The following is a 22,774-nucleotide window of genomic DNA, read 5'->3' as shown; positions in this document are numbered from 1 at the left end:
CGGCGGGGCGGCCCGTGCTATCGCACGATGATGGTGCCTGGGCCGATCTTCCCCGTCACGTGGATGCGCAGCCGAACCGGCGTGCCGGGGGCGACACGCGTGCGATTCTGTACGCTGCCACTGCCCACCGCCACATCCTCGACGTCCACGAGGACGTCCGGCGGAACCACCAGCGTCACCGATCCGCTGCCCACCGACGCCTCGATCTCCAACGTGGGGGACGTGATGACGGCGCCGGTGAAGTCGAGGAGGACGGATCCGCTCTTGCACTCGACCTGCATGCGCTGCGGCACCACCCAGGCGCCGTCGCGCTGCGCGCTCGCGCTGCCGACCGCGATCCGCGTCAGCTCCTTCGGAAGATTGGCCGCGACACCGCGCGCCAGCGCCGCTCCGGCCGCGGGGAGGTCCGTGAGCAGCGCGTCGAGCTCCCCGTAGGTACGCGCCGTCAGCGCCACTTCGAGCCGTTCGTTCAACTCGTCCGCGCTCAACCGGCCGTCTCCGGCGGCGACTCGTAGCAGCTCCACGACCTGCTCTCGATCCTTGTCAGACGCGCGCAGCTCGCCCCGACCGGGCACCGTTTCACCAGACATATCTTCACTGTAATGATGTGGCCGTTCCCCGTCCCTGGGCTTGTGGAGCTTTAGGGGGTACGTAGGGGTCTGCGCAGACGCTCGGCGTGCGGCACCAATCGCGATGTCCTGGCCGGAACGTGGGAATCGTCGCTCGCGCACGCCGACCGCGGGAAGACGGGGTCAGTCGCGCCGCCTGCGCTGACGGAATCGCGAGAGGTTGCCGAGAGGCGCGGTATTTCCAGTACTTGTCGAGAATCGCTTCCTGCTTGCGCCTCAACCATGCCGTCTTTAGCCTGGCCTGGTGGACGCTGGACTGTTTTGGACAGTGGTCGGATCGGCCGCCGGCGTGATAGGGGCGATATCGGCGGTTTTGCAGCTCAGGCGGCACGACAAGGAGAAAGCGTCCAAATCTGCGAAAGGGATCTCTGCCCAGGATGTGGCGCTGGACCCACGGGCGATCCTCAGGCCGCCGGTCGGGCGACTGCCCAGAGTGTTCAGAGACCGGAAGGCCGTGCGCCGGAAACTTCGCAAGGTCGTGCGGCGACCTGACGGAAAGGTTCACCTGCTGTACGGCCTGGGCGGATCAGGCAAGACCGCGATAGCGATCAAAACGGCTCAGGAAGCCGCCGACAAGGACCGAATGGTGTGGTGGGTTTCGGGTGTGTCCTCGTCGGAGTTCGTCACCTCCATGTTGCAGATAGCAGGAGCGCTCGGGGCGAGGGAAAGCGAGATGAAAGAGGTTCTGGCCGGGCGCGGGAATCCGGCTGATCTTCTCTGGAGACATCTGGCGCGGCACAAGAAGTGGTTGCTGGTCATCGACAACGTCGACGACATACGGGTGCTCGACGTGGGCGCAATCAAGGCCGGTGACGGGAACGGCTGGCTCCGTCCGACACGCAGGGGGACCATGCTTGTGACAAGCCGGCTGGGTGACCCGTCGCAGTGGGGAACGTTCACCCAGCCCCATGAAGTGGGGCCGCTCGATCCGCAGGACGCGGCACTTATGCTGCGCGACCTCGCGCCGGCGTCGGGCTCCGACCAGGAGGCCGAGGTGCTGGCCGGTGGACTCGGATGCCTTCCGCTGGCCCTGCGCCACGTGGGCTCCCTGCTGTCTTCGCCGTTCTCCTCCGACCGAAGCTTCGCCGCCTATTCCTCCTCCTTGAGGACCAATCTGGGTTCGCTGATGAAACGGGGCGGAAGTGAACGCGACATCCTGGCCAGAACCTGGGAATCGTCGCTCGACATGCTGACCGCGCAGGGACGAGGTCAGGCGCGTCCGATACTGCGAACCCTGTCGTGCTTCGCACCCTCCATACCGATCCCAACGGGCATGCTGGACGAGAGGACTCTGGCAGACCTATTCGACGGCGGCGATGTCGAAGCCGTGGCCGAGGGGCTGAAGGCGCTCGAATCCGTCAAACTCATCGACGTAGCGGAGGGGCCGCCGGTCGGTGGCGTCGCGATCGTGGTCCATCCCCTCATCGCGGAGGCCAACCGCCTTCATCTGGACGGAGGGCGGGAGACCTCGCTCGTCACGAAAGTCTGCGTCGGGCTCGTCCTTCATGCCATCGAAGGGCTCAAGATGGAGGAACCTGCCGACTGGCCCCGGTGGTTCGAGATTCTGCCCCACATGATGTCGGTGATGGAGCAGGTCAGCCGCCACCCGGTGAGCGGGCTCCTCGGCGAGGTGGCGAAATGCGTGGCACGCGCGGTCGCCGCTCTCGTCTACGCAGGTCACTACACGACCGCGCTCGAGGTGACGCGGACCGCGCTCTCGCTTGCGCGAGGCCTCGGCGAAGCCGATCCGGGGCTTCTCGAGCTCAGGCACGAGCTGGCGGGTGCGCTGTATTTCACGGGCGATACAGCCGACGCGGAGCGGGAATACCGTGCCGTCGCCGAGGCCAGGTCCAAGACGTTCGGTGAAGAGGACCCGCAGACGCTGATCAGCCTGTTCCAGGTGGCTTTCGTGCTGGCGATGACGGAGCGGCCCGACGAGGCCGAGAAGGTCGCTCGCCGGGTGCTCGAGGTCAGGTCCAGAGTGCTCGATCCCGGCGACTACTACCTGCTTGTGACGCGATACCTGCTCGATGACATTCTCCTGCGGCAGGGGAAATTCGAGGAATGCCGGCAACGTTGTATCGCGTTGCTCGACGACGTGCGCGAAGTCCTGGGTGCCGAGAATTTCTTGACCATCACCACCCGGCATCTTCTCGCGCGTGTGCTTCTCGAGCAGGGAGAACTGCGGGAGGCGGAGGCGGAACTGCGAGCGGTGCTGAACGCCGGGCGCGAGACGCTCGGCGACAGGCATCCGGAATTGCTGAGGACCCGACTGACGCTCGCACGCACACTCGCGACGACGAGACGGAAAAGAGAAGCCCGGGCCGAGCTCGATCGTGTCCTGACCATGCTGGGCGGATCCGTCGCGGAGGCTCACCCGCTGTTCAGAGACTTTCAGCTCGCAGAAGACGCCCTGGCGCGCTGATCCGGGCTCGGGCCGTCCAACAGATCTCTGATATCACCTTGAAGTAAGAGCGCCGCCTTTTGCGACAGGGGCCGATCCCCACCGCGACCGTGCCGGGCCACGCTCGGACAGGTGCTCCAACTTCGGATGGCAACCGTGCGCGGGCAATCGCTCACGTTCAGTAGCTTGCGTCCGTGACGCCCGACACCTTCCCTGATCCCGGCACATTCGACCTCGCCAGGGACGTGGCCCCCGGCCTGCCGCTGACGCTGGTCGAACAGTGGCGGGCGAGCGGCCGTACCGCCGCCGACGCGCGGCGCCTGCTCGGCGCGCACGTCACGACCGGCTACAACGTGGTGTCCGACTCGGCCGGGCTGACCAGGCTCAGCCGCAGCCTCGGCCTGCTGGAGGTGCTGGCGCTCATCGACGGCCCGAAACGTCTCCTGCACGCGTACGGCAGGGCGGCGGGAGGCCGGGCGGTCGGCGTCTGGGCGGCGGACAACGCGCAGATGTTCCATCCCGCCTCGACCGGCGCCGACGTGCTGCTGTCGGCCCTGTTGCGGACGCAGGACGAGATCGTCCGCCGCTGCCGGGTCCGGATCGGCGTCGGCGTCCACCACGGAAGCTTCTACGACCTGGACGGCGGCCTGTACGGCGCGGAGGCCGACGCCGTCGAGGTCCTCGCGGAGAGCCACACCGAAGGCGGCGAGATCGCGGTGACCGAGGCGGTCGCCGAGCGGCTGCCGGAAGGCCACTCCTTCGTCCTGCGCAGGACGGACGTGCCGGGTGTCCCCGGTGGCCCACTGCGGGCCGTCTACCGGGTGCTCGACGGCCCGCGCGCCGCCGCCGAGACCGTGTCGGGTGACGGGGTGTCCGGAGAGGGGGCGTGGTATCCGATCCCGTACTCCGCCGCCTTCTACGAGGACCTGCTGCGCCTGGAGCGCGATCCGGGGAACACCGGGCTCGCCGCGACGCTCGCCGAGCGGCACCTGAGCGAGCGGACGGTGGTCCTGGTCGAGCGCGGCGAGGCGGACGCCGGCGACCGCGCCGTGGACGAAGCCGTGCACCAGGCCGTTGACGGCGTCGTGGACGGGCACGGTGGATCCGAGGTCGCGATCCTGCGGGGGCTGGACCTGTCGGCCCTGATGCGCGAGACCGGGCGGCGCCTCCTGCCGCCGGAGGGCGCCGTCGAGATCAAGGTGGCCGGCCCGCTGGCCATCTACCTGTTCGACGAGCCCGGTCCAGCGGTGCGTTTCGCCCGCGACCTGCGGACCGCCCTGGCCGAGGCCGGGATGACCTGCCGGATCGGGGTGGACACCGGTCCGGTGCTGGCCGGGCGGACGCCGGCCGGCGTCTGGGACGTGGCCGGCGCGCCGGTGAACCTGGCCTCCAAGATGGCGCAGGACCTCGCCCCGCAGCAGGCGGTGTGCCTCAGCGAGGCGGTCGGCGCGCACGCCGACCTGGACGGGTTCGCCCATGTCCGCCACACCGTCTCAGGCGTGGACATGACCTTCCACCAGGGGTGACCTCGCGGCGTCCCGGCCGCTCAGGGGACGGCCGGGGCACCGGTGCGGTGGCTCACAGCACCCTGCCGCGCCTGGCGGCGTGCGCGTAGTCGCGCAGGGCCACGCCGATCTCCGGCCGCTCACGCAGGAACGCGTCGATCGTGCTCTCGACCAGGTCCGGGTAACTGGTGTGCCAGTGACCGAGCCCGTGCAGACCGCTCTCCACGCAGGCGACGTTCTCACTCGAGAGGGTGCCGCGCATGACGTCGAGCAGCACCTCGTCGACCCCGTGGGCGGCGGAGTCGTCCGGGCTGCCCCAGGTGGGGAAGACGTCCCACCACATGTAACAGATGCTGTTGAGGCGTTCCTCCACGGCCGCGCCGTGGTCGCCGTGGCTCAGCGCGTTCTCGCAGAGGGGTTCGAACAGCCGCTTGTGCAGCTCCCGGATCGCGGCGGCGCATTCGGCTCGCGGGTCCTCGGGCACGGCAGGGTTGTAGAGCTGCCGGAACAGCCCGGAGTCGGCCGCCAGATACCACAGACCATCCGCGAGCTGCGGAGTGGAGTATCTGCCCACGAGTTCCCCGGCGGCGCCGAGCAACTCGGTCAGCGAGACGACGACGTCGAGCGGCTCGTCCGGCACGTCGTCCAGCACACCATCCCGCAGGTCCTCCCGTGGGCCGAACAGACGGTCGGCCCACGCCTCGCGATCGATCCCCATCTTCCGAATGTCTCATCGATCCACGGCCGGGCACACCTGATTTCACGCCGTCAGCAGGCGGTCGAGGACGCGGACGCCGAACTCCAGGCCCTCGACGGGGACCCGCTCGTCCAGCCCGTGGAACATGCCGAAGTAGTCGAGGCCGGGCGGCAGCAGCAGCGGCGCGAAGCCGTATCCCCGGATGCCGATCCTGGCGAACCACTTGGCGTCGGTGCCGCCGGTCATCACGTACGGCACGGGCCTGCCGGCGGGGTCCTCGGCGAGCAGGGCGGCGGTGAGCTCGTCGAACAGGCCGTCGGCGGGGGAGGAGACGGCCTCCTCGAAGCTGACGAACTCGCGGGAGACCTTCGGGCCGAGCAGCCGGTCGACGGTCTCCAGGAACTCCTCGCGCTGTCCCGGCAGGAAACGGCCGTCGACGTGGGCCTCTGCCGTACCGGGGATGACGTTGACCTTGTATCCCGCGTTCAGCATCGTCGGGTTGGCCGAGTTGCGCAGCACGCCCTTGAACAGGGCGGCCGCCCGGGGCAACCGCTCGATCTCCTCGTCCAGCCGGTCGACGTCGATCGGCCGGCCGAGTGCCCGCGACAGCTCCTCGATCAGCCGGGCCACCTCGGGCGTGAGCCGTACGGGCCAGTCGTGGGCGGCGATGCGGGCGATGGCGGCGGCCAGCTCGGCGACGGGGTTGTCCACGGCGGGCTTGGACCCGTGCCCCGGCACGCCGCGGGCGGTCAGCCGCATCCACGCGGTGCCGCGCTCCCCGACGGCCACCGGATAGACGCGGACATCGCCCTCGTACCAGGAGAAACCGCCGGACTCGCTGATCGCCTCGGTGCAGCCCTCGAACAGGTCGCGGTGCCGCTCCACCGCGTGCCCCGCGCCGTACTCCCCGGTGGCCTCCTCGTCGGCGAGGAACGCCAGCACCAGGTCGCGCCGGGGCCGCACGCCCCGGCGCGCGTTCTCGCGGGCCCACGCGAGGGTCATCGCGAGCGTGCCCTTCATGTCGACCGCGCCCCGGCCGTGTACGCAGCCGTCCTCGATCTCCCCGGAGAACGGGTGCGTACGCCATTCGGCGGGGTCGGCGGGCACGACGTCGAGGTGCCCGTGCAGGAGCAGCGCGTCGGGGCTGTCGCCGGGGATGCGGGCGACCACGCTGGTGCGGCGCGGCGCCGACTCGAACACCACCGGTTCGATCCCGGCCTCGGCGAGCAGGGACGCCACGTATTCGGCGGCCCGCCGTTCGCCCGGGCCGTCGCCCGACCCGTCGTTGGTGGTGTCGATCCTCAGCAGTTCGGAACAGATCGCCGCGACCTCGCTCAATGTGCCTCCCCGTTGTGCAGCGTCAGCGGTGGGACCTCGGGCGTGGGAAAGCCGAAGACTATCCCGTAGAACGCGAGCTCCGCCTCCAGCGCCCGGACGATGGTGTCCTCCCGCCGCCATCCGTGCTGTTCCCCCTCGAAGGTGAGGTACGCCCACCGGTGGCCGTGCCGGGCGAGCGCGGCGGCGAAGCGCTCGGACTCGGCGGGATCGACCACCTTGTCCTCCAGCCCGTGCAGGAGCAGCGCCGGGCCCGACGCCCGCGCGGCGTGCCGTTCCGGCGACCGGTCGAGGTACCGGTCGCGGGTCTCGGGCAGCGGGCCGATCAGCCCGTCGAGGTAGTGCGACTCCAGGTCGTGCGTCTGCGCCGCCCAGCGCTCGGGGTCGGAGATGCCGTAGTGGGACACCGCCCCGCAGAAGACGTCGCTGTGGACGAGGGCGGCCATCGAGGTCCAGCCGCCCGCGCTGCCGCCCCTGATCGCCACCTTCTCCGCCCGCCCGGTGCGCAGCAGCCACCGCGCCACGGTCTCGCAGTCGCGGACGTCGACGACCCCCCAGTTGTGCCGCAGGCGCTCGCGGTAGGCCCGGCCGTATCCGGTCGAGCCGCCGTAGTTGACCTCGGCGACGCCGATGCCCCTGCTGGTGAAGTAGGCGATCTCCAGGTCGAGCACCGGCGCCGCCGACCCGGTCGGCCCGCCGTGGACGAACAACACGTACGGCGCGGGCCCGCCGCCGGGCGGGGCGTACACGTGGGCGTGGACGCCGTCGACGGTCACGGCCTCGGGCGTGGGCAGTTCGGCGTCGCCGGGCACCGGTTTGCCGGGGGAGAGCACCTCGTGCCGCCCGGTGTCCAGGTCGACCCGCACCACCTCGTACGGCCGGTGCGGCGAGGCCGCGACGCCGACGACGTGGGTGCCCTGGGCCGACAGGGTGGGCGCCCAGAAGGTGTAGCCGCCGCCGACGTCGCGGATGGCGGCGCCGCCCGAGCCGTTCGGCAGGGGCCGGTCGAGCACGCCGAGCCGCCGTTCGTCGGCGGTGCCGTACACGGCGGCGATCCGCCCGCCGGCGACGGCGAAGAACGTTCCGCCGATCTTCCAGGTGGCGTCGCCGAACTCCAGGGGGACGGGGGTGAGGTCGCACGTCGTGCCGTCCAGCCCCACGAGGTGGATGTTCCACCAGCCGGTGGGGTCGGTCACGACGTAAAGGCTCTCGTCGTCGCGCCACTCGGCCTGGCAGGTGGACACGCCGGACAGCAGCACCCGGTGCGGGCCGCCGGCGACGGGCGCCACGCACAGTTCGGTGGCGTCCCAGGGCATGTCGGGGTGGTTCCAGCCGATGTAGGCGAGCGTGCGGCCGTCCGGCGACACCCGGGGGTTCATCAGGAAGCGGTGGGACGCGACCACACTGCGGAGAGGGGAGCCGTCGAGCGGCACCACCACGATGTCGCGGTCCGCGCTCCGGGGGCCGCCCTGCTCCCGCACGCACCAGACCTCGCCGCCGCGCACCACCAGGTCGGCGTAGCGGGCGGGGCCCTCGGGGGTGAGCGGGACCGGTTCCCCGCCGGGGGAGCACAGGTGGATCCGGCCGTCCGCCCAGTCGGTGAACACCAGCCGGCCCTCGTGCGCGCGCCAGGACCGCCCGCCGTACTCCATCACCCGGTTCCGGGCGTTCCAGCCCTGCGGCAGCACGTCCTCGATCGCGCCGCCGGCCGTCCGCCGCACCACGCAGCGCCGGCCGCCCTCGTGCGGCCGGGGCTCGTCCCACCAGACCTCGTCGCCCGAGATCTCCACCCACAGCGGGCGGTCGTCCACCCGCGCGACGTCCACGGCCCGAATCGTCACCAGTTCCCCCCCGAGTCCGGAAGAGTCGTACCCGGCGGGTGGACGATGTGCACGATCCCGCCGCTGCTCGTGCCGCGCAGCCAGACGCTCTCGAAGGCGGCGCGCGGGTAGATCCGCCGTACGCCGTCGTCGTCCGGCGCGGCGGGGTCGTTCGCGATCACGTCGCCCTCCGCCGTGAACCCCGTGACGACCATGATGTGGCCGCTCGTGGAGTATCCGGCGCCGGGAAGCTCGTGCTCGCGGAACGCCTGTGAGGTGATCACCGGGATTCCGGCGGCGATGAAACGCTCCAGTTCGCCCAGCGAGCGCAGCCGCGTGACGAAGCCGTCCAGCCCGTAGCGGCCCGCGTACGCGACGCCGAACGGCCAGTTGCCGGTGCCCTGGTAGCTGTGGTCGTACATGTCCCTGGCGGCGTGGTCGACGGCCGGGCACGGATCGCCGGGAGTCACCCAGGCGAGGTCCGCCGGGGCGGGCCCGCGTCCCCAGTAGCCGAGCACCATGGTGAACGCCGCGGGGCTGCACCACGACTCCCCGCCGCCGTCCCACTGCGGGTAGTGCCCGAGGTGCGCCTTCTGCGACCGGCGCGGCACGTCCAGTTCGACCCCCCGCGCGCCCGGTGCGCCCGTGGTTCCCGGCGCGGCGCCGCCCCTCGTGCCCGGCCGTACGGAGGAGGCCATCACGGTGAGCGACCGCACGTGGCCGCCGCCGCCGTACAGGGTGACCCGCACCCGGTACGACGTGACGGGCCGGGCCGCGACGAGGGTGTCCACCGCCACGTCGCCGTCGGCGTCCCCCTGGCCCGGCAGGGACGTGCGGTGGATGTCGGCGTCGCTCTCGGCCCACCGGCCCATGACGTACCACTTGGTCAGGGCGCCGCTCACGGTCCGGGCCCGCATCTCGATCTCCAGCCACGCGCCGGGGGGCGCGGCGGCCGTCCACGACGGCACGAGCTGCGTGGCAGGGAAGCCGATCTCCCGCTCCTCGGAGGTCCAGCGGGTGTAGGGCCATTCCCGCTCACCGCCGGGCGCGAACGGGTCCAGGTACTTCGCCGTCCCGTCCTCCTGCCCGCCGACGGACCATCGGTGCAGGACGACGAGGCTCAACTGGGGCTCCGCTCGGCATACAGCAGGGTGACCACCTCGCCGATTGTGGTTTCCGCCCTGACCTGGCGCATCGGATGGTTTACGTATCCGACACACGGACGCTACGGCATCGCGCGCCGTGCTCCGTCCGGGCCGAGCAGGCGCAGGAACGCGGTGAAGGCGGCGGCCGTGCGGCCGTCGTCTCCCGTGGCGTCGCGGTCCAGGAGCAGCCCGCGTACGACCGCCAGCGTCGCGGTCGCCAGGGCGGGGGCCGCCTCGCCGTGCTCGGGCCGCAGGCCCTCCTCCAGCACGCCGAGCCAGTCCGTGGTGGCGGCCTCGCGGAAGTCCGGCCACAGGGCGGCCCCCTCGGGCGTGCCGTGCACCATGCCGAACAGCCGGAGGAACGGCGCGCCTTCCGGGCCGGTCAGCGTGCGCCAGGCCCGTTCCAGCGTCCGCGCGTACGGCTCGTCCCGGGGTGCGAGGGCCTTCCGGAAGAACGCGAGCTGACGGGTCCTCGCCTGCTGGAGCGCCTCGCGCAGCAACCGTTCCCGGGTGCCGAAGTGGTAGATCAGCATGCGCGGCGAGGTGCCGGCGCTCGTGGCGAGGGCGGCCAGGCTCGCGGGCAGGCCGTGGGCGAGGAGGTGGTCGGCGCAGGCGGCGAGCAGCCTGGCCCTGATCTCCGGCTGGGGACGCCGGGGCATCGCGGCCGCCTTTCACGTAACACGCATTACGCTTATAAGCCTACCGTCGTCGGAGGAGGCCGTCGTGCGTGTCGTGTTCGTCCACGGAGCCTGCGTACGGGACGGAGCGTGGTGGTGGCACCGCACCGCCGCGATCCTGGAGTCCGAGGGAGTCCCCAGCGGCGCGCCGCCCCTGCCGAGCTGCGGAGAGGGCCATGAGGAGGGCGGGCGGCTCCCGGGCGCCGACGGGCCGTCGCTGCCCGACGACGTGGCGGCGGTTCGCGCGCATCTCGCGTCCGTCGCCGGTCCGGTCGTGGTGGTGGCGCACAGCTATGGGGGCGTCGTCGTGGCCGAGGCCGCCGCGGGGCTGCCCTCGGTGCGGCACCTGCTGTTCGTGACGAGCTTCCTGCCCGAGCCGGGCGAGAGCCTGTCGTCCTTCGGGGACGGCGGGCCCTCGCCCTACCTCGACTTCGGCTCCGACGGGACGTTCGGCGTGCGCCCGGAGACGGCGACGGAGACGTTCCTGCAGGACTGCGACGAGGAGGCCGTCGCGGGGGCGCACGCCCGCCTGGTGCGGCAGACCGCCGCCGTCACCGTCCGGCCGGTGGGCGCCGCCGCCTGGAAGGAGATCCCCTCGACCTACCTCGTCTGCGCCCGTGACAACGGGACGCCGCCGCCCCTGCAGCGCGCCCAGGCGGCTCGGGCGGACCGGGTGGTGGAGATCGACGCGGGCCACCACCCGTTCCTGTCTCGCCCGGACGAGGTGGCCGGCCTGGTCCTGCGCCTCACCGCCGACGGATGACGGGGCCGTCAGTTGATAGGGAGGAGGTAGCCGTTTCCGACCAGCCAGCCGATGGAGACCTCGCCGTCGGGGTTGGCCGGCGCGCCGGGGATGTACCGGGCGATCGTGTGGAACTGCTCGCCCTGGCCGGGCTGCTGGAAGGCCGGGGCCGCCGGGCCGCCGTCGACGTAGAACGGCCGGATCACCCGGTAGACGTGGTAGTTGCACAGGTGGGGGTCGTTGGGCGCGTTGTTGAGGTTGCTGGGCGGCAGCGCCCGGGCGGGGAACGGCGTGCCGTAGGGGGCGAGGAACGCGCCGGTCTCCCCGCCGAAGCGGTCCACCTTGTATCCGATCTGCAGTTTGACCTGTGTGACGAGCACGCGGGCGTTGCTGAACCCGCCCGCGTGCGCGAAGCCGGAGTCCGGAGGGAAGCGGTAGAAGTTGGTGGCCGGGTTCAGATAACGGCGCAGGAAGTCGGCCGGAATGAGGCCGCCGTACCGCCGGTAGCCGGCCAGGATCTCGCTCAGCGGGGAGGTGTGCGGCAGGACCAGCGGTCCGAGGAGCTTGTCGTCCTGCACGAACGGCGGTCCGCAGGGCGTGCCCCAGTTCGCGCTCCGGGCCGGAGACGCGGCGGCCGGGACGCCCTTGGCGGACCCGGCCGCGGCCTGCCCGGATGTGGCCGAGGCCTGGGCCGGGGCTCCGGTCAGGGCCGCCACGGTGAGGGCGCAGGCGGCCAGGGACGCTTTGCGAGAAAGAACGCGCACGAATTCTCCCGAGAATGCGCATACAGCATGCGATCTGGACATGGCGCATCAGATCGAGCTGTTTCTGGGAAATCCCGTGATCGCTCTGACGCGATGAACTCGTGCCTACCCGATCTTCATTCAGATGCAGCGCAAGGAATTCGCTGCGACGATCAAAACCCCTGGTGGGCCGGATGTGTCAAAGCTGAAAAAAGCGGATACCGGCGGGTGCGGGGAATGGCGGCGGGTGGTGGGCCTTGCCATTGCGGCGATTCGCGCGGAGGTGGCCGAAATCGAAATGTATGCCGAGATGCTCCCTGCCGGTGAGAGCGCGCGGGGGTGTCCCGATGGTGCGGTCGCGTGCCCGACCCGCGCCTGATCACGTCGGCTGAGAGGCCTCGGCTGAGCGGCCTCGGCGCCCCGAGCGGCGTCCGTGATCGATTCGCCGGCGGACGCAGGTCCCCGGCCCCGGCGGGCCGGGGACCTGTCGTTCAGAGGTACTGCCCGGTGGTGGCGGGCGGCTCGGGGAGGGGCGCCGGACGGCCGTCCCGCAGGGCGAAGAGCTCGGCGAGCGTGGCGCCGTCCGGGGGAGTCACCGCCGCGCCGTCCAGCCACTCCGCCGCCTGCGGCCGGTCGAACCGGCCGACCTCGATCTGGGCGAGGCACCGGCCGGGCCGTACGACGGCCGGGTGGAGCCGGCTGAGGTCCTCGTTCGTCGTGATGGCCACGAGCACGTCCCGGCCTTGGCCCAGCAGCCCGTCGGTCAGGTTGAGCAGGCGCGAGAGGCCCTGACCCGTCGACTGCTTGGCCTCGGCGCGGATCAGCTCGTCGCAGTCCTCCAGGACGAGCAGCCGCCAGCGCGGCTCCTCGTCGTCGTCGTCCGGGCCGTCCCAGCCGACGGCGACGTCCATCAGGTAGCCGGGGTCGTTGAAGAGCAGTTCGGGGTCGAGCACGCAGTCGACCTGGCACCACGACGCCCACTCGCGCGCCAGCGTACGGAGCAGCGTCGTCTTGCCGGTCCCCGGCGGGCCGTGCAGGAGGATCAGCCGGCCGGCCACGTCGTGGGAGTCGACCGCCATGAGCGCGTCGAGGCGACCGGCGGCCGCCGCCGGGTAGTTCCGCCTGATGTCCTGCCAGGACGAGGTGGTGATCGGCTTGGCGGAGCGGCGGGGGCCGTGGCCCGAGCTCCACCAGAAGCCCATCCGCACGTGGTCGCCGCCCGGTGGCTCCTCCTCCGCGCCCTTGGTCGCCTGCTCCAGGACCGTGCCGGCGAGCTCCTCGCTGACGGCCGTGGCGGTGAGCATCGCCGACCGGTTGAGGTTGCGGACCACCCGCAGCGTCCACCCCTCACCGGCGAACAGCCGGGTCTCGTACCCGTCGGTGTGCTGCGCCACGCGCAGCAGGCGGCCACCCTCGGCCGCGAGGGGGGCGTCGGCGCGGACCCGGCTGAGGTTGGTCGTACGCGACCAGGGCTGCTCCCCGGTGGCGAACGGCGACAGCGCGAGGGCGTCGATCACGTCGGCCGGGCTGTCGGCGTCGTCGAGCCAGATCCGCATCGGCAGAGCCGGCGGTCCGGAGGACGGCCCCAACGGTCCGGAGGGTCCGGAAGGCCCGGACGGCGGCGGGGGCGTGGGCATGGACGGCGGAGTGAAGTCGACCTCCCTGACAACGGACATACGGTCATGATCTCGACGTTCGACATGGATTGTCGACGGATTTATCACTCTATTCAGTTTGCTTGCCGTTTAAGCGGTTTCTTATCGGCAAAAGGCAGTGGTTGCTGAGGAGTTACCGCTACCCTCGGTGTCCAGTTGTACGGCTTCTACGGAGAGAACTGTGGCCATCGATCTCGTGTCCCGCGCCGACTGGGGGGCGCGCTCGCCCAGGGGCTCGTACTCCTCGCTGGCCTCCACCCGGGGCGTCAAGGTCCACTACACCGGCGGACGTGTGGACCCCGGCATCGTCCGCGACCACGCCAAGTGCGTGGCCATGGTCAAGTCGATCCAGAACTTCCACATGGACGGCAACGGCTGGCTCGACATCGGCTACTCGATGGTCGCGTGCCCGCACCGGAAGGTGTTCGTCGGCCGCGGGCCGGGTCACCTGCCCGCCGCCAACGGCCCCGGCCTCAACTCCGGCCACTACGCCGTGCTCGGCCTGGTCGGCAACGCCGGGCTGGTCCAGCCCACCGACGGGATCCTGCACGCCATCCTCGACGCGGTGGAGTACCTCCGTGCGAAGGGCGGCGCGGGCAAGGAGATCAAGGGCCACCGCGACGGCTACTCCACCGACTGCCCCGGCGACGCCCTGTACGCCTGGGTCAAGAAGGGCGCCCCCCGCCCCGGCGGCACCAGCCTGCCCGATCCCAAGCCCGGACCGCAGCCCACCCAGAAGTGGCCCGGGCGGCTGCTGAAGTATCCCCCCGTGATGCACGGTGACGACGTCCGTGCCTGGCAGTCACGGATGAAGACGCTCGGCTACGACATCACGGTCGACGGCGCGTACGGGCCGGACTCCCAGGAGGCGTGCCGCCGGTTCCAGAAGGACAAGCACCTCGACGTCGACGGGATCGTCGGCAAGCAGACCTGGGACGCGGCCTTCGCCGCCAAGTCCTGACCCCAAATCCGGCCTCGGCGCGCGCACGGCCGCCGATCCCGCCATGCGGGAAATGATCCGCGTCCGGGCCCCGGGATCGGCCACACTTTCGGCGTATGAGGGACAGACCGGCCGACCTGGCGGAGACCGAGCTCACGATCGCGCTGGCCGAGGGCTGGGGCATGGAGCCCCGCTCAGCCGAGTACCTCCCGGTGGGCGCGGGCAGCCATCACTGGTCGGTGGTGGATCGGCGGGGGCAGGCGTGGTTCGTCAAGGTGGACGACCTCGGCGCCGGGGGCGCCGGACGCGATGACGCCTTCCACGGCATCGAGCGGGCGTTCGGCGTCGCGCTGGCACTGCGCCGGGACGCGGGGCTCGACTTCGTGCTCGCGCCGATCCCGGCCGCGACCGGCGCCCTGGTGCGGCGGTTGACCTCGCGGTACGCCCTGTCGGTGTTCCCGATGGTGGAGGGCGCCGCCGGGCACTTCGGCGCGCACCGGCCCGAGGACCGCGCCGAGCTGGCCGGCCTGCTGGCCGCGCTGCACGAGGCGACCCCGCTCGTGGCGGACGTCGCGCCCCGGTCCGACCTGGCGCTGCCCGGCCGGGACGGGCTGGTGGAGGCGCTGCGGGACCTCGATCGCGAGTGGACCGGCGGGCCGTACGCCGAGCCGGCCCGTGCGCTGCTGACCGCCCATGCCGGGCAGGTACGGAGGTCGCTCGCCGAGTTCGATTCACGCGTCGAGCAGGTGCGCGACTCTGGAACGCCGTGGGTCGTCACACACGGCGAACCGCACCCCGGCAACATCCTGCGTACCCCGGCCGGTCCGCGACTCGTCGACTGGGACACCGTGCTGGTCGCTCCTCCGGAGCGGGACCTGTGGATGCTCACCCCGGCCCTCGCCCGCATGCTCGGCGAGGACGAGACCGGCGACGGCGGCGACGTGATCGCTCGCTACACCCGCCTCACCGGCCGGGCCGTCACGGCGGCCGGCCTCGCTCTCTATCCTCTCTGGTGGCGGCTCGCCGACATCGCCGCCTTCGTCGACGACCTGCGCCGGCCGCACGGCCCCGGCGGTGACGCCGCCGCGGCGCTGACCTACCTGACCGGTTATCTCGAATCCGGCCGGGACTGACCCGCACGCCCGGGGGGTGCCCAAGCGTAAAGATCGTGGCGTAGCGTCCCATACGTGGATGAAGAACGCGCGGCTCGGCACCTGCACGCGATCGACGAGGTGATCGGCCTGGCGGGGGAGATCGGTGTCCAGGTCTGGCTGCGCGGTGGCTGGGCGATGGACTTCTACCTCGGTGAGATCACCCGCGACCACAGGGACGTCGACTGGTTCGTCTGGGCGGAGGACGCGCCCGGCCTGGCCGCGAAGCTGACGGGGCGCGGTTACGAACCGATACCCGGCCCGCCGCCCGAGCAGCAACTGGACTTCGGCCGTGGGGACGTGGAACTGAGCTTCGCACTTCTGGCGACGGACGGAGACGGCCGGGTGGTGGTCGCAGGCGGCCCGTGGAAGGGGGAGCCCTGGCCGGAGGGAATGCTCGACGCGGAGCCCGGCCGGCTGGGCCGGTTGCGATGCCCGATCATCAGTCCCGCCGCGCAGATCGAGATCAAGCGGATGATGCCGGTCTGGGTTCCCGGGATGCCCCGCCGCCCCAAGGACCTCGAAGACGTCGCCCGGCTGCAGGCCGCCATGTACGAAAGAAGGCACAGGCAACCGGAGGTCAGGCCCAGAAGCCGGACCCCCCATTCCTGACGCCGGGAGCGCTTCCCGCCACCTTGATCACTCCGAGAGACGCACGCTCAGGAAGCCCCCACACAGGTTCGCCAGAACTCAAAGTAATCAATGAGCAACTCATAGTAATATCCCGGCCATGCCTGGACTCGACCACGAGATGCCCATCGCTCTCATTCACAACCGGCCGGAAACCGCGCTGGAGCTCCTCCATGTCGCGACCGGGGTCCCGATCCCGCCCTTCGCGGCCGCCCGGGTGGAATCGGTGGACAGCACCCAGCCGGTGCCGGTCGAACGCCGCGCCGACTCGGTCGTCGTGGACCGCGACGAGGCCTGAGCGGCGACGAACTCACTACCCATGGTGACGGCCAAGCGTCTGGAGGAGATGGTGACCACCATTCAGGACTTCGAGCACCTCGGCGAGAAGTACTTCTCCCACTGGCTGGACAAGGGAGAGGCCAAAGGACGCATGGAAGGACGCGCAGAGGGCGAGGGCGACGCGATCCTCAGCGTGCTGGAGACCCGGGGCCTGGAGATTCCCGACGACGTACGCGAGCGGATCCGCCGCTGCCAGGACCTGGACCAGCTGCGGACCTGGGTACGCCGGGCCGTCACCGTCACCTCGGCCCACGAGCTGTTCACCGAGTAGCGCTTCGCCAATGAGCCGATTCACCAGCCCGTACCCGCGGTAGCCGTTGTCCGCGGTCCGGGCGGGGCGCGTGCGGCACCTCCCGCCTGCACATGAGAGTGTCGTCCAGGCTCCGCGTCAGGAGAGGGCGAGGACGCAGAACTCGTGGCCCTCCGGGTCGGCCAGGCACGTCCACGGGACGTCGCCCTGGCCGAGGTCGAGGTCGGTGGCGCCGAGGGCCCGCAGCCGGGCCACCTCCGCCGCTTTGTCGTCACCGGGGTACGGCAGCAGGTCGAGATGGACGCGGTCCGGCACGGTCTTCACGCCGGGCGTGCGGAGGAACTCCAGATATGGGCCGACACCCTTGGCGGAGCGCAGCGTCGCCTGGTCGCCGGTCACCTCGTGCAGGGTCCAGTCCAGAGCCGCGCCCCAGAACCGGGCCATGGCCCGCGGGTCCGCGCAGTCGACCACCACCGCGGCGATCGGGCCGGTGTCCCGGTACCTCTCCCGGGGCTCCAGCACGCAGAACTCGTTGCCCTCCGGGTCGGCCAGAACCGTCCACGGCACTTCGCCCTGGCCGACATCCGCCGGCGTCGCGCCGAGATCCTTCAGGCGCGCGACCAGGTCCGCCTGATGGGCCGCCGAGGTGGTGGCGAGATCGAGGTGCACCCGGTTCTTCGCCGTCGCCTTGGGTTCCGGGACGGTGACGACGTCGACGCACACGGCGACCGGGTGCGGCCAGACGAGGTCACCGGCGGGCGCGGCGTAGGTGGTCACACCGGACCCTCCGCTGTGAGCGGTCCAGCCGAGCGCCTCCGCCCAGAACCGGCCGACCGCCGAGTGATCGACGGCCTTGATGTTCACCATGACAGGTCGCAGCGCCATGCCGCCCGATCCTAGGCGTCCTGCGTACGACGTCCGCGGGCGCCGTCGCCACACGGAGTCCGGCTCTCTCCCGCGTCGCCGGTGCCGGGCACGCCTCCGTGAGGCGTCCGGGCGACGCTCGCCGTCCCCAGATTCGGGACCCGGGGACCCCGGACTCGGGGCCAGTTGCCCCGCCGACGCGAGAATGCCCATAGCATCCGGTTCATGACGGTGCCGCCTGTTGAACTCGACGACCTCGCCGATCCCACCGCAGGATTTCCGCAGGCAACGCGGGAACGGTGGCGCGCGCTCGCGCTCGGGGTGCTGCGCAAAACCGGCTGGGAGGGGACGGACGACGCGGCCGAGGACGCCCTGTCGACCATCTCCTATGACGGTGTCCGGATCGCCGCGCTGTACGACGCGAGCGACCTGCCCGACGCGCCGCGCGTGGTCCGCGGACCCGGCCTGTGGGACGTGCGGCAGCGGCACGCCGACCCCGACCCGGCCGTCACCCGCGAGGCGATCCACGCCGACCTGGAGAACGGCGTCACCTCCCTCTGGCTCGACCTGACCTCGATCGACCCCGCCGCGCTGCCGGCCGTGCTGGACGGCGTCCTGCTCGACCTCGCCCCGGTCGTCCTCGACGCCGGGCCCCGTACGGCGGAGGCGGCGGAGGCGTTCCTGCGCCTCGCCGGGGACGTGGCGCTGCCCGGCGGGAACCTCGGCGCCGACCCGATCGGGCTGGCGGCCCGCACCGGCGTGCCGGCCGTCCTGGACGACGCGGTATCGCTCGCCCGCCGCTGCGCGGCGGATCACCCCGGCCTGCGGGCGATCACCGTCGACGCGCTGCCGTACCACGACGCGGGCGGCGCGGACGCCGACGAGCTCGGCTGCTCGATCGCGACCGGCGTCGCCTATCTGCGGGCGCTGACCGGCGCGGGACTGACGGTGGAGCAGGCGCTGGGCCAGATCGAGTTCCGGTACGCCGCGACCGCCGACCAGTTCCTCACGATCGCCAAGCTGCGGGCGGCGCGGCGGATGTGGGCGCGGGTGGCCGAGGTCGCCGGAGGGCCGGGGCGCCAGCTTCAGCACGCCGTCACGTCCTCGGCGATGATGACGGTGCGGGACCCCTGGGTGAACATGCTGCGCACGACCCTGGCCTGTTTCGCGGCCGGGACGGGCGGGGCCGACGCGGTGACCGTGCAGCCGTTCGACGCCTGCCTCGGGCTGCCCGACGCGTTCGCCCGGCGCATCGCGCGCAACACCCAGGCGCTGCTGGTGGAGGAGGCCGGCGTCGCCCGGGTCGCCGACCCCGCCGGGGGCTCGTGGTACGTGGAGCGGCTCACCGACGACCTCGCCCGCCGGGCCTGGGAGTGGTTCCAGGAGATCGAGCGGTCCGGTGGGATGGCCGCGGCGCTGGAGCGGCTGGTCCCGGAGCGACTGGCGGAGACGCGCGCCGCGCGGGCGGTGAACATCGCGCACCGGCGGGACCCGATCACCGGGGTCAGCGAGTTCCCCGACCTGGGGGAGAGACCGGTCACCCGGAGGCCGGGCCCCGGCCTCGCCCGTACGCCCGGCGACGGGCTGCCGCTGGTGCGCCACGCCGAGGAGTTCGAGGCGCTGCGCGACCTCGCCGACGCGCAGCCGAGCCGGCCCACGGTGTTCCTCGCCACCATCGGGCCGATCGCCGCGCACACCGCGAGGGCGACGTTCGCGGCCAACCTGTTCGCCGCGGGCGGCATCGCGACGGTCGCCGGCGGGCCGGGCGCCGACCCGGCAGCGATCGCCGCGGCGTTCCGCGAGTCCGGCGCCCCCGTAGCCTGCCTGTGCTCCAGCGACCGCCTGTACGGCGAGCACGCGGCGGCGGTCGCGACGGCGCTCCGGGAGGCGGGGGCGCGGAAGGTGTGGCTGGCGGGGAAGGGCGAGTATGAAGGGGTGGACGCCAATGTGTACGCCGGATGCGACGCGCTCGGGGTGCTCCGCGCGACGTTCGACGACCTGGGAGTGAGCCGATGATTCCGGATTTCTCGGAGATAGATCTGGGATCGGGCGCCGCCGCGCCGGAGGTCCCCGGCGGCGGGCCGGCGTGGGAGACCCCCGAGGGCATCGCGGTGAAGCCGTTCTACACGGCCGCCGACCTCGGGGTGGACGGCGCCCCGCGGACCTATCCCGGTCTCGCGCCGTTCCTGCGCGGCCCGTATCCCACGATGTACGTCACGCAGCCGTGGACCATCCGGCAGTACGCCGGGTTCTCCACCGCGGAGGCGTCCAACGCGTTCTACCGGCGCAACCTCGCCGCCGGGCAGAAGGGCCTGTCGGTCGCCTTCGACCTCGCGACCCACCGGGGCTACGACTCCGACCACCCGCGCGTCGCGGGCGACGTCGGCATGGCGGGCGTGGCGATCGACTCGATCTACGACATGCGGCAGCTGTTCGAGGGGATCCCGCTCGACCGGATGAGCGTGTCGATGACCATGAACGGGGCGGTGCTGCCGATCCTGGCGCTCTACATCGTCGCCGCCGAGGAGCAGGGGGTCACGCCCGACAAGCTGGCGGGGACCATCCAGAACGACATCCTCAAGGAGTTCATGGTCCGCAACACCTACATCTACCCGCCCGGCCCGTCGATGCGGATCATCTCCGACATCTTCGAGTACACCTCCCGGAACATGCCGAAGTTCAACTCCATCTCGATCTCCGGCTACCACATCCAGGAGGCCGGGGCGACCTGCGACCTGGAGCTCGCGTACACGCTGGCCGACGGCCTGGAGTATCTGCGGGCGGGCGTCGGGGCCGGGCTCGGCATCGACGAGTTCGCGCCGCGGCTGTCGTTCTTCTGGTGCATCGGCATGAACTTCTTCATGGAGGTGGCCAAGCTCCGCGCCGCCCGGCTGCTGTGGGCCCGCCTGGTGAAGGGCTTCGGGCCGGAGAACCCCAAGTCGCTGTCGCTGCGCACGCACAGCCAGACGTCGGGCTGGTCGCTGACCGCGCAGGACGTGTTCAACAACGTCGTACGGACCTGCGTGGAGGCGATGGCGGCCACCCAGGGGCACACCCAGTCGCTGCACACGAACGCGCTGGACGAGGCGCTCGCGCTGCCGACCGACTTCTCGGCGCGGATCGCGCGCAACACCCAGCTTCTGCTCCAGCAGGAGTCGGGCACCGGCCGGGTGATCGACCCGTGGGGCGGCTCCCACTACGTGGAGTGGCTGACCCGCGAGCTGGCCCGGGCGGCCTGGAAGCACATCCAGGAGGTCGAGCAGGCCGGCGGCATGGCGAGGGCCATCGACCAGGGGCTGCCCAAGATGCGCATCGAGGAGGCGGCCGCCCGCACGCAGGCCCGCATCGACTCCGGCGGCCAGCCGGTGATCGGCGTCAACAAGTACCGCCTCGAGGCCGACGAGCCGATCGAGGTGCTGAAGGTCGACAACACGGCGGTGCGCGACCAGCAGATCGAGAAGCTGCGCAGGCTCCGCGAGGAGCGCTCGGCCGACGCGGTCGCCGGGGCGCTGGAGGCGCTGACCAAGGGCGCGGCGAGCGGGGAGAACCTGCTGGAGCTGGCGGTGAACGCGGCCAGGGCCAAGGCGACCGTCGGGGAGATCTCCGACGCGCTGGAGAAGGTCTTCGGACGGCACGCCGCCCAGATCCGTACGATATCGGGGGTGTACCGGGCGGAGGTGGGCGGCGCCGCGGACCAGGTCCGCGAGGCGAGCGCGCAGTTCGAGAAGGCGGAGGGCCGCAGGCCCCGGATCCTCGTCGCGAAGATGGGCCAGGACGGCCACGACCGGGGCCAGAAGGTGATCGCGAGCGCCTTCGCCGACCTCGGCTTCGACGTCGACGTCGGCCCGCTGTTCCAGACGCCCGAGGAGGTCGCCCGGCAGGCCGTCGAGGCGGACGTCCACGTGGTCGGGGTCTCCTCGCTCGCGGCCGGGCACCTGACGCTGGTGCCCGCGCTGCGCGAGGCGCTCGCCGGGCTCGGCGCGGCGGACATCATGATCGTGGTCGGCGGGGTGATCCCGCCCGGCGACGTGGCGGAGCTCCGGGCCGCGGGCGCCTCGTCGATCTTCCTGCCCGGCACGGTGATCGCCGACGCCGCGCTGGAGCTGCTGGGCGAGCTGTCCGCACGGCTGGGCCACAAGTGACCGCACCGGTGGTCGAGGACTACGTCGAGGGCGTGCTGTCGGGCGACCGGCGGTGGACCGCCCGGGCGATCACGCTGGTGGAGTCGACCAGGGCCGATCACCGGGAGCTGGCGCAGCGGCTGCTGGTCGAGCTCACCCCGCACGCCGGGAAGGCCCGCAGGGTCGGGGTGTCGGGGGTGCCGGGGGTCGGCAAGTCGACCTTCATCGAGGCCCTCGGCACCTATCTCACCGGCCAGGGGCATCGGGTGGCCGTGCTGGCCGTCGACCCCTCGTCGCGGCGCTCGGGCGGCAGCATCCTGGGTGACAAGACCCGGATGGCCAAGCTGTCGGCCGACCCGGACGCCTTCATCCGGCCGTCCCCGACCGCCGGGACGCTCGGCGGCGTGGCGAAGGCCACGAGGGAGGCCGTCGTCGTCGTGGAGGCGGCCGGCTACGACGTCGTGCTCGTCGAGACCGTCGGCGTCGGCCAGTCGGAGACCACGGTCGCCGACATGGTCGACACGTTCCTGCTGCTCACCCTTGCCCGTACGGGAGACCAGCTCCAGGGGATCAAGAAGGGCGTGCTGGAGCTCGCGGACGTGATCGCGGTCAACAAGGCCGACGGTGAGCACGAGACGGCCGCGCGCCGGGCCGCGCGGGAGCTGTCGGGGGCGCTCCGGCTGCTGCGTTCGGCCACGCCGGTGCTGACCTGCAGCGGGCTCACCGGCGCGGGCCTGGAGGAGCTGTGGGCGCACGTGGTGCGTCACCAGGAGGGCGCCGACCTCGCCGGCCGGCGCAGCCGCCAGCAGGTCGAGTGGACGTGGGCGCTGGTCACCGACCGCCTCATGGCCATGCTGCGGGAGACGGTCGCGCCGCTCGCGCCGGAGATCGAGCGACAGGTCCTCGACGGCACCCTCACCCCGGCCCTCGCCGCCGACCGCATTCTCGCGGCCTTCCTGCCCGCCGCTCCCGACGCGTCGGGCACCACCGGGGGCGCCACCGGCCCGGACGCCGGGAAGAGCCCGGCGTCCGGCGCGGGCACCGCCGCGGAGCCTCCGCCCGCCTGACGCACGGGCCTCGCCCGCCTGAGGCACGGGGCGCCGCCGGGACCCGCCGCGTGTGCCTCC

21 protein-coding genes are annotated in these 22,774 nt (G+C 71.9%); 12 read left to right on the top strand and 9 right to left on the bottom strand.

Going from position 1 to position 22,774, the window contains the following annotated elements:
• Window positions 1–17 precede the first annotated feature (17 nt).
• The gene (locus HHX40_RS12130) at window positions 18–590 is read right to left on the bottom strand and encodes a DUF1707 SHOCT-like domain-containing protein (RefSeq protein ID WP_220499018.1); all 573 of its coding nucleotides are present in this window, start codon (window positions 588–590) and stop codon (window positions 18–20) included.
• A gap of 283 nt (window positions 591–873) precedes the next feature.
• Here HHX40_RS12130 and HHX40_RS12125 point away from each other — a divergent pair, with 283 nt between their 5' ends.
• Both HHX40_RS12125 and HHX40_RS12120 read left to right on the top strand, forming a co-directional pair.
• Entirely contained in the window at window positions 874–3,054 is a 2,181-nt protein-coding gene (locus HHX40_RS12125) for a tetratricopeptide repeat protein (RefSeq protein WP_182880643.1), read from the top strand.
• 173 nt (window positions 3,055–3,227) lie between these two features.
• The gene (locus HHX40_RS12120) at window positions 3,228–4,559 is read left to right on the top strand and encodes a family 3 adenylate cyclase (protein WP_182880642.1); all 1,332 of its coding nucleotides are present in this window, start codon (window positions 3,228–3,230) and stop codon (window positions 4,557–4,559) included.
• 52 nt (window positions 4,560–4,611) lie between these two features.
• On the opposite strand, the gene HHX40_RS12115 is transcribed toward HHX40_RS12120, so the two are convergent.
• The 5 genes from HHX40_RS12115 to HHX40_RS12095 form a co-directional block, all read right to left on the bottom strand.
• Window positions 4,612–5,256: a hypothetical protein gene (locus tag HHX40_RS12115; protein ID WP_182880641.1), complete on the bottom strand. Its 645-nt coding sequence runs from the start codon at window positions 5,254–5,256 to the stop codon at window positions 4,612–4,614.
• 42 nt (window positions 5,257–5,298) lie between these two features.
• Window positions 5,299–6,573, bottom strand: coding sequence for a M20/M25/M40 family metallo-hydrolase (locus HHX40_RS12110; protein ID WP_220499101.1), 1,275 nt, complete (start codon window positions 6,571–6,573; stop codon window positions 5,299–5,301).
• Window positions 6,570–8,411, bottom strand: coding sequence for a S9 family peptidase (locus HHX40_RS12105; RefSeq protein ID WP_310738056.1), 1,842 nt, complete (start codon window positions 8,409–8,411; stop codon window positions 6,570–6,572). Before HHX40_RS12105 ends, HHX40_RS12110 begins: the two co-directional genes overlap by 4 nt.
• Entirely contained in the window at window positions 8,408–9,514 is a 1,107-nt protein-coding gene (locus tag HHX40_RS12100; RefSeq protein WP_259403490.1) for a C39 family peptidase, read from the bottom strand. The genes HHX40_RS12105 and HHX40_RS12100 overlap by 4 nt, the downstream gene beginning before the upstream one ends.
• 101 nt (window positions 9,515–9,615) lie before the next feature.
• Entirely contained in the window at window positions 9,616–10,194 is a 579-nt protein-coding gene (locus HHX40_RS12095) for a TetR family transcriptional regulator (protein WP_182880639.1), read from the bottom strand.
• Window positions 10,195–10,258: 64 nt separating this feature from the next.
• On the opposite strand from HHX40_RS12095, the gene HHX40_RS12090 reads away from it, so the two are divergent.
• Window positions 10,259–10,975 carry an alpha/beta hydrolase gene (locus HHX40_RS12090; RefSeq protein WP_182880638.1) on the top strand — a complete coding sequence of 239 codons (717 nt, stop codon included), beginning with the start codon at window positions 10,259–10,261 and terminating at the stop codon, window positions 10,973–10,975.
• 8 nt (window positions 10,976–10,983) lie between these two features.
• Here HHX40_RS12090 and HHX40_RS12085 read toward each other — a convergent pair whose 3' ends face one another.
• Window positions 10,984–11,718 (bottom strand): TNT domain-containing protein, encoded by a 735-nt coding sequence (locus HHX40_RS12085; RefSeq protein ID WP_182880637.1) that lies wholly within the window; start codon window positions 11,716–11,718, stop codon window positions 10,984–10,986.
• 124 nt (window positions 11,719–11,842) lie between these two features.
• Between HHX40_RS12085 and HHX40_RS12080 the strand changes: the two genes are divergently transcribed.
• The gene (locus tag HHX40_RS12080; RefSeq protein WP_182880636.1) at window positions 11,843–12,076 is read left to right on the top strand and encodes a hypothetical protein; all 234 of its coding nucleotides are present in this window, start codon (window positions 11,843–11,845) and stop codon (window positions 12,074–12,076) included.
• Between the two features lie 112 nt (window positions 12,077–12,188).
• Here HHX40_RS12080 and HHX40_RS12075 read toward each other — a convergent pair whose 3' ends face one another.
• Window positions 12,189–13,253 carry a DUF5925 domain-containing protein gene (locus tag HHX40_RS12075; RefSeq protein WP_182880635.1) on the bottom strand — a complete coding sequence of 355 codons (1,065 nt, stop codon included), beginning with the start codon at window positions 13,251–13,253 and terminating at the stop codon, window positions 12,189–12,191.
• 280 nt (window positions 13,254–13,533) lie between these two features.
• Here HHX40_RS12075 and HHX40_RS37645 point away from each other — a divergent pair, with 280 nt between their 5' ends.
• From HHX40_RS37645 to HHX40_RS12050, 5 genes are all read left to right on the top strand, one after another.
• Entirely contained in the window at window positions 13,534–14,313 is a 780-nt protein-coding gene (locus HHX40_RS37645) for an N-acetylmuramoyl-L-alanine amidase (RefSeq protein WP_182880634.1), read from the top strand.
• A gap of 95 nt (window positions 14,314–14,408) precedes the next feature.
• A complete protein-coding gene (locus HHX40_RS12065) occupies window positions 14,409–15,425 on the top strand; it encodes a phosphotransferase (protein WP_220499017.1) in 1,017 nt (338 codons plus the stop codon).
• A 54-nt stretch (window positions 15,426–15,479) separates the two neighbouring features.
• Window positions 15,480–16,055 (top strand): nucleotidyltransferase domain-containing protein, encoded by a 576-nt coding sequence (locus HHX40_RS12060; RefSeq protein ID WP_182880633.1) that lies wholly within the window; start codon window positions 15,480–15,482, stop codon window positions 16,053–16,055.
• 118 nt (window positions 16,056–16,173) lie between these two features.
• On the top strand, window positions 16,174–16,371 hold the full coding sequence (locus HHX40_RS12055; protein ID WP_182880632.1) for a hypothetical protein: 198 nt from the start codon (window positions 16,174–16,176) through the stop codon (window positions 16,369–16,371).
• A 21-nt stretch (window positions 16,372–16,392) separates the two neighbouring features.
• Window positions 16,393–16,683: a hypothetical protein gene (locus HHX40_RS12050; RefSeq protein ID WP_259403488.1), complete on the top strand. Its 291-nt coding sequence runs from the start codon at window positions 16,393–16,395 to the stop codon at window positions 16,681–16,683.
• A 117-nt stretch (window positions 16,684–16,800) separates the two neighbouring features.
• Here the strand turns inward: HHX40_RS12050 and HHX40_RS12045 are convergent, their stop codons facing one another.
• Complete coding sequence (locus HHX40_RS12045; protein WP_182880631.1) at window positions 16,801–17,547, bottom strand: VOC family protein; 747 nt, start codon at window positions 17,545–17,547, stop codon at window positions 16,801–16,803.
• A gap of 204 nt (window positions 17,548–17,751) precedes the next feature.
• Here HHX40_RS12045 and HHX40_RS12040 point away from each other — a divergent pair, with 204 nt between their 5' ends.
• Genes HHX40_RS12040 through meaB form a run of 3 tightly spaced genes read left to right on the top strand, consistent with a single transcriptional unit; the run spans window position 17,752 to window position 22,714 of the window.
• Window positions 17,752–19,542: a methylmalonyl-CoA mutase family protein gene (locus HHX40_RS12040; RefSeq protein WP_182880630.1), complete on the top strand. Its 1,791-nt coding sequence runs from the start codon at window positions 17,752–17,754 to the stop codon at window positions 19,540–19,542.
• The gene (scpA, locus tag HHX40_RS12035) at window positions 19,539–21,668 is read left to right on the top strand and encodes a methylmalonyl-CoA mutase (protein WP_182880629.1); all 2,130 of its coding nucleotides are present in this window, start codon (window positions 19,539–19,541) and stop codon (window positions 21,666–21,668) included. The genes HHX40_RS12040 and scpA overlap by 4 nt, the downstream gene beginning before the upstream one ends.
• Window positions 21,665–22,714 (top strand): methylmalonyl Co-A mutase-associated GTPase MeaB, encoded by a 1,050-nt coding sequence (gene meaB, locus HHX40_RS12030; RefSeq protein ID WP_182880628.1) that lies wholly within the window; start codon window positions 21,665–21,667, stop codon window positions 22,712–22,714. Before scpA ends, meaB begins: the two co-directional genes overlap by 4 nt.
• Window positions 22,715–22,774 lie beyond the last annotated feature (60 nt).

The sequence above is a fragment of the Microbispora sp. H10949 genome (assembly GCF_014161435.1).
Classification (GTDB): Bacteria; Actinomycetota; Actinomycetes; order Streptosporangiales; family Streptosporangiaceae; genus Microbispora; species Microbispora triticiradicis.
The sequence above is the reverse complement of the archived record's forward strand: the minus strand, read 5'-3'. Positions and strand labels throughout refer to the sequence as shown.

Bases quoted from the DNA above. Each gene is read 5' to 3' on its own strand.
- HHX40_RS12130 (WP_220499018.1), bottom strand. From the start codon at position 590: ATGTCTGGTGAAACGGTGCCCGGTCGGGGCGAGCTGCGCGCGTCTGAC.
- HHX40_RS12115 (WP_182880641.1), bottom strand. From the start codon at position 5,256: ATGGGGATCGATCGCGAGGCGTGGGCCGACCGTCTGTTCGGCCCACGG.
- HHX40_RS12045 (WP_182880631.1), bottom strand. From the start codon at position 17,547: ATGGCGCTGCGACCTGTCATGGTGAACATCAAGGCCGTCGATCACTCG.
- scpA (WP_182880629.1), top strand. From the start codon at position 19,539: ATGATTCCGGATTTCTCGGAGATAGATCTGGGATCGGGCGCCGCCGCG.
- HHX40_RS12040 (WP_182880630.1), top strand. From the start codon at position 17,752: ATGACGGTGCCGCCTGTTGAACTCGACGACCTCGCCGATCCCACCGCA.
- HHX40_RS12075 (WP_182880635.1), bottom strand. From the start codon at position 13,253: ATGCGGATCTGGCTCGACGACGCCGACAGCCCGGCCGACGTGATCGAC.
- HHX40_RS12055 (WP_182880632.1), top strand. From the start codon at position 16,174: ATGCCTGGACTCGACCACGAGATGCCCATCGCTCTCATTCACAACCGG.
- HHX40_RS12065 (WP_220499017.1), top strand. From the start codon at position 14,409: ATGAGGGACAGACCGGCCGACCTGGCGGAGACCGAGCTCACGATCGCG.
- HHX40_RS12050 (WP_259403488.1), top strand. From the start codon at position 16,393: ATGGTGACGGCCAAGCGTCTGGAGGAGATGGTGACCACCATTCAGGAC.
- HHX40_RS12095 (WP_182880639.1), bottom strand. From the start codon at position 10,194: ATGCCCCGGCGTCCCCAGCCGGAGATCAGGGCCAGGCTGCTCGCCGCC.
- HHX40_RS12080 (WP_182880636.1), top strand. From the start codon at position 11,843: ATGCAGCGCAAGGAATTCGCTGCGACGATCAAAACCCCTGGTGGGCCG.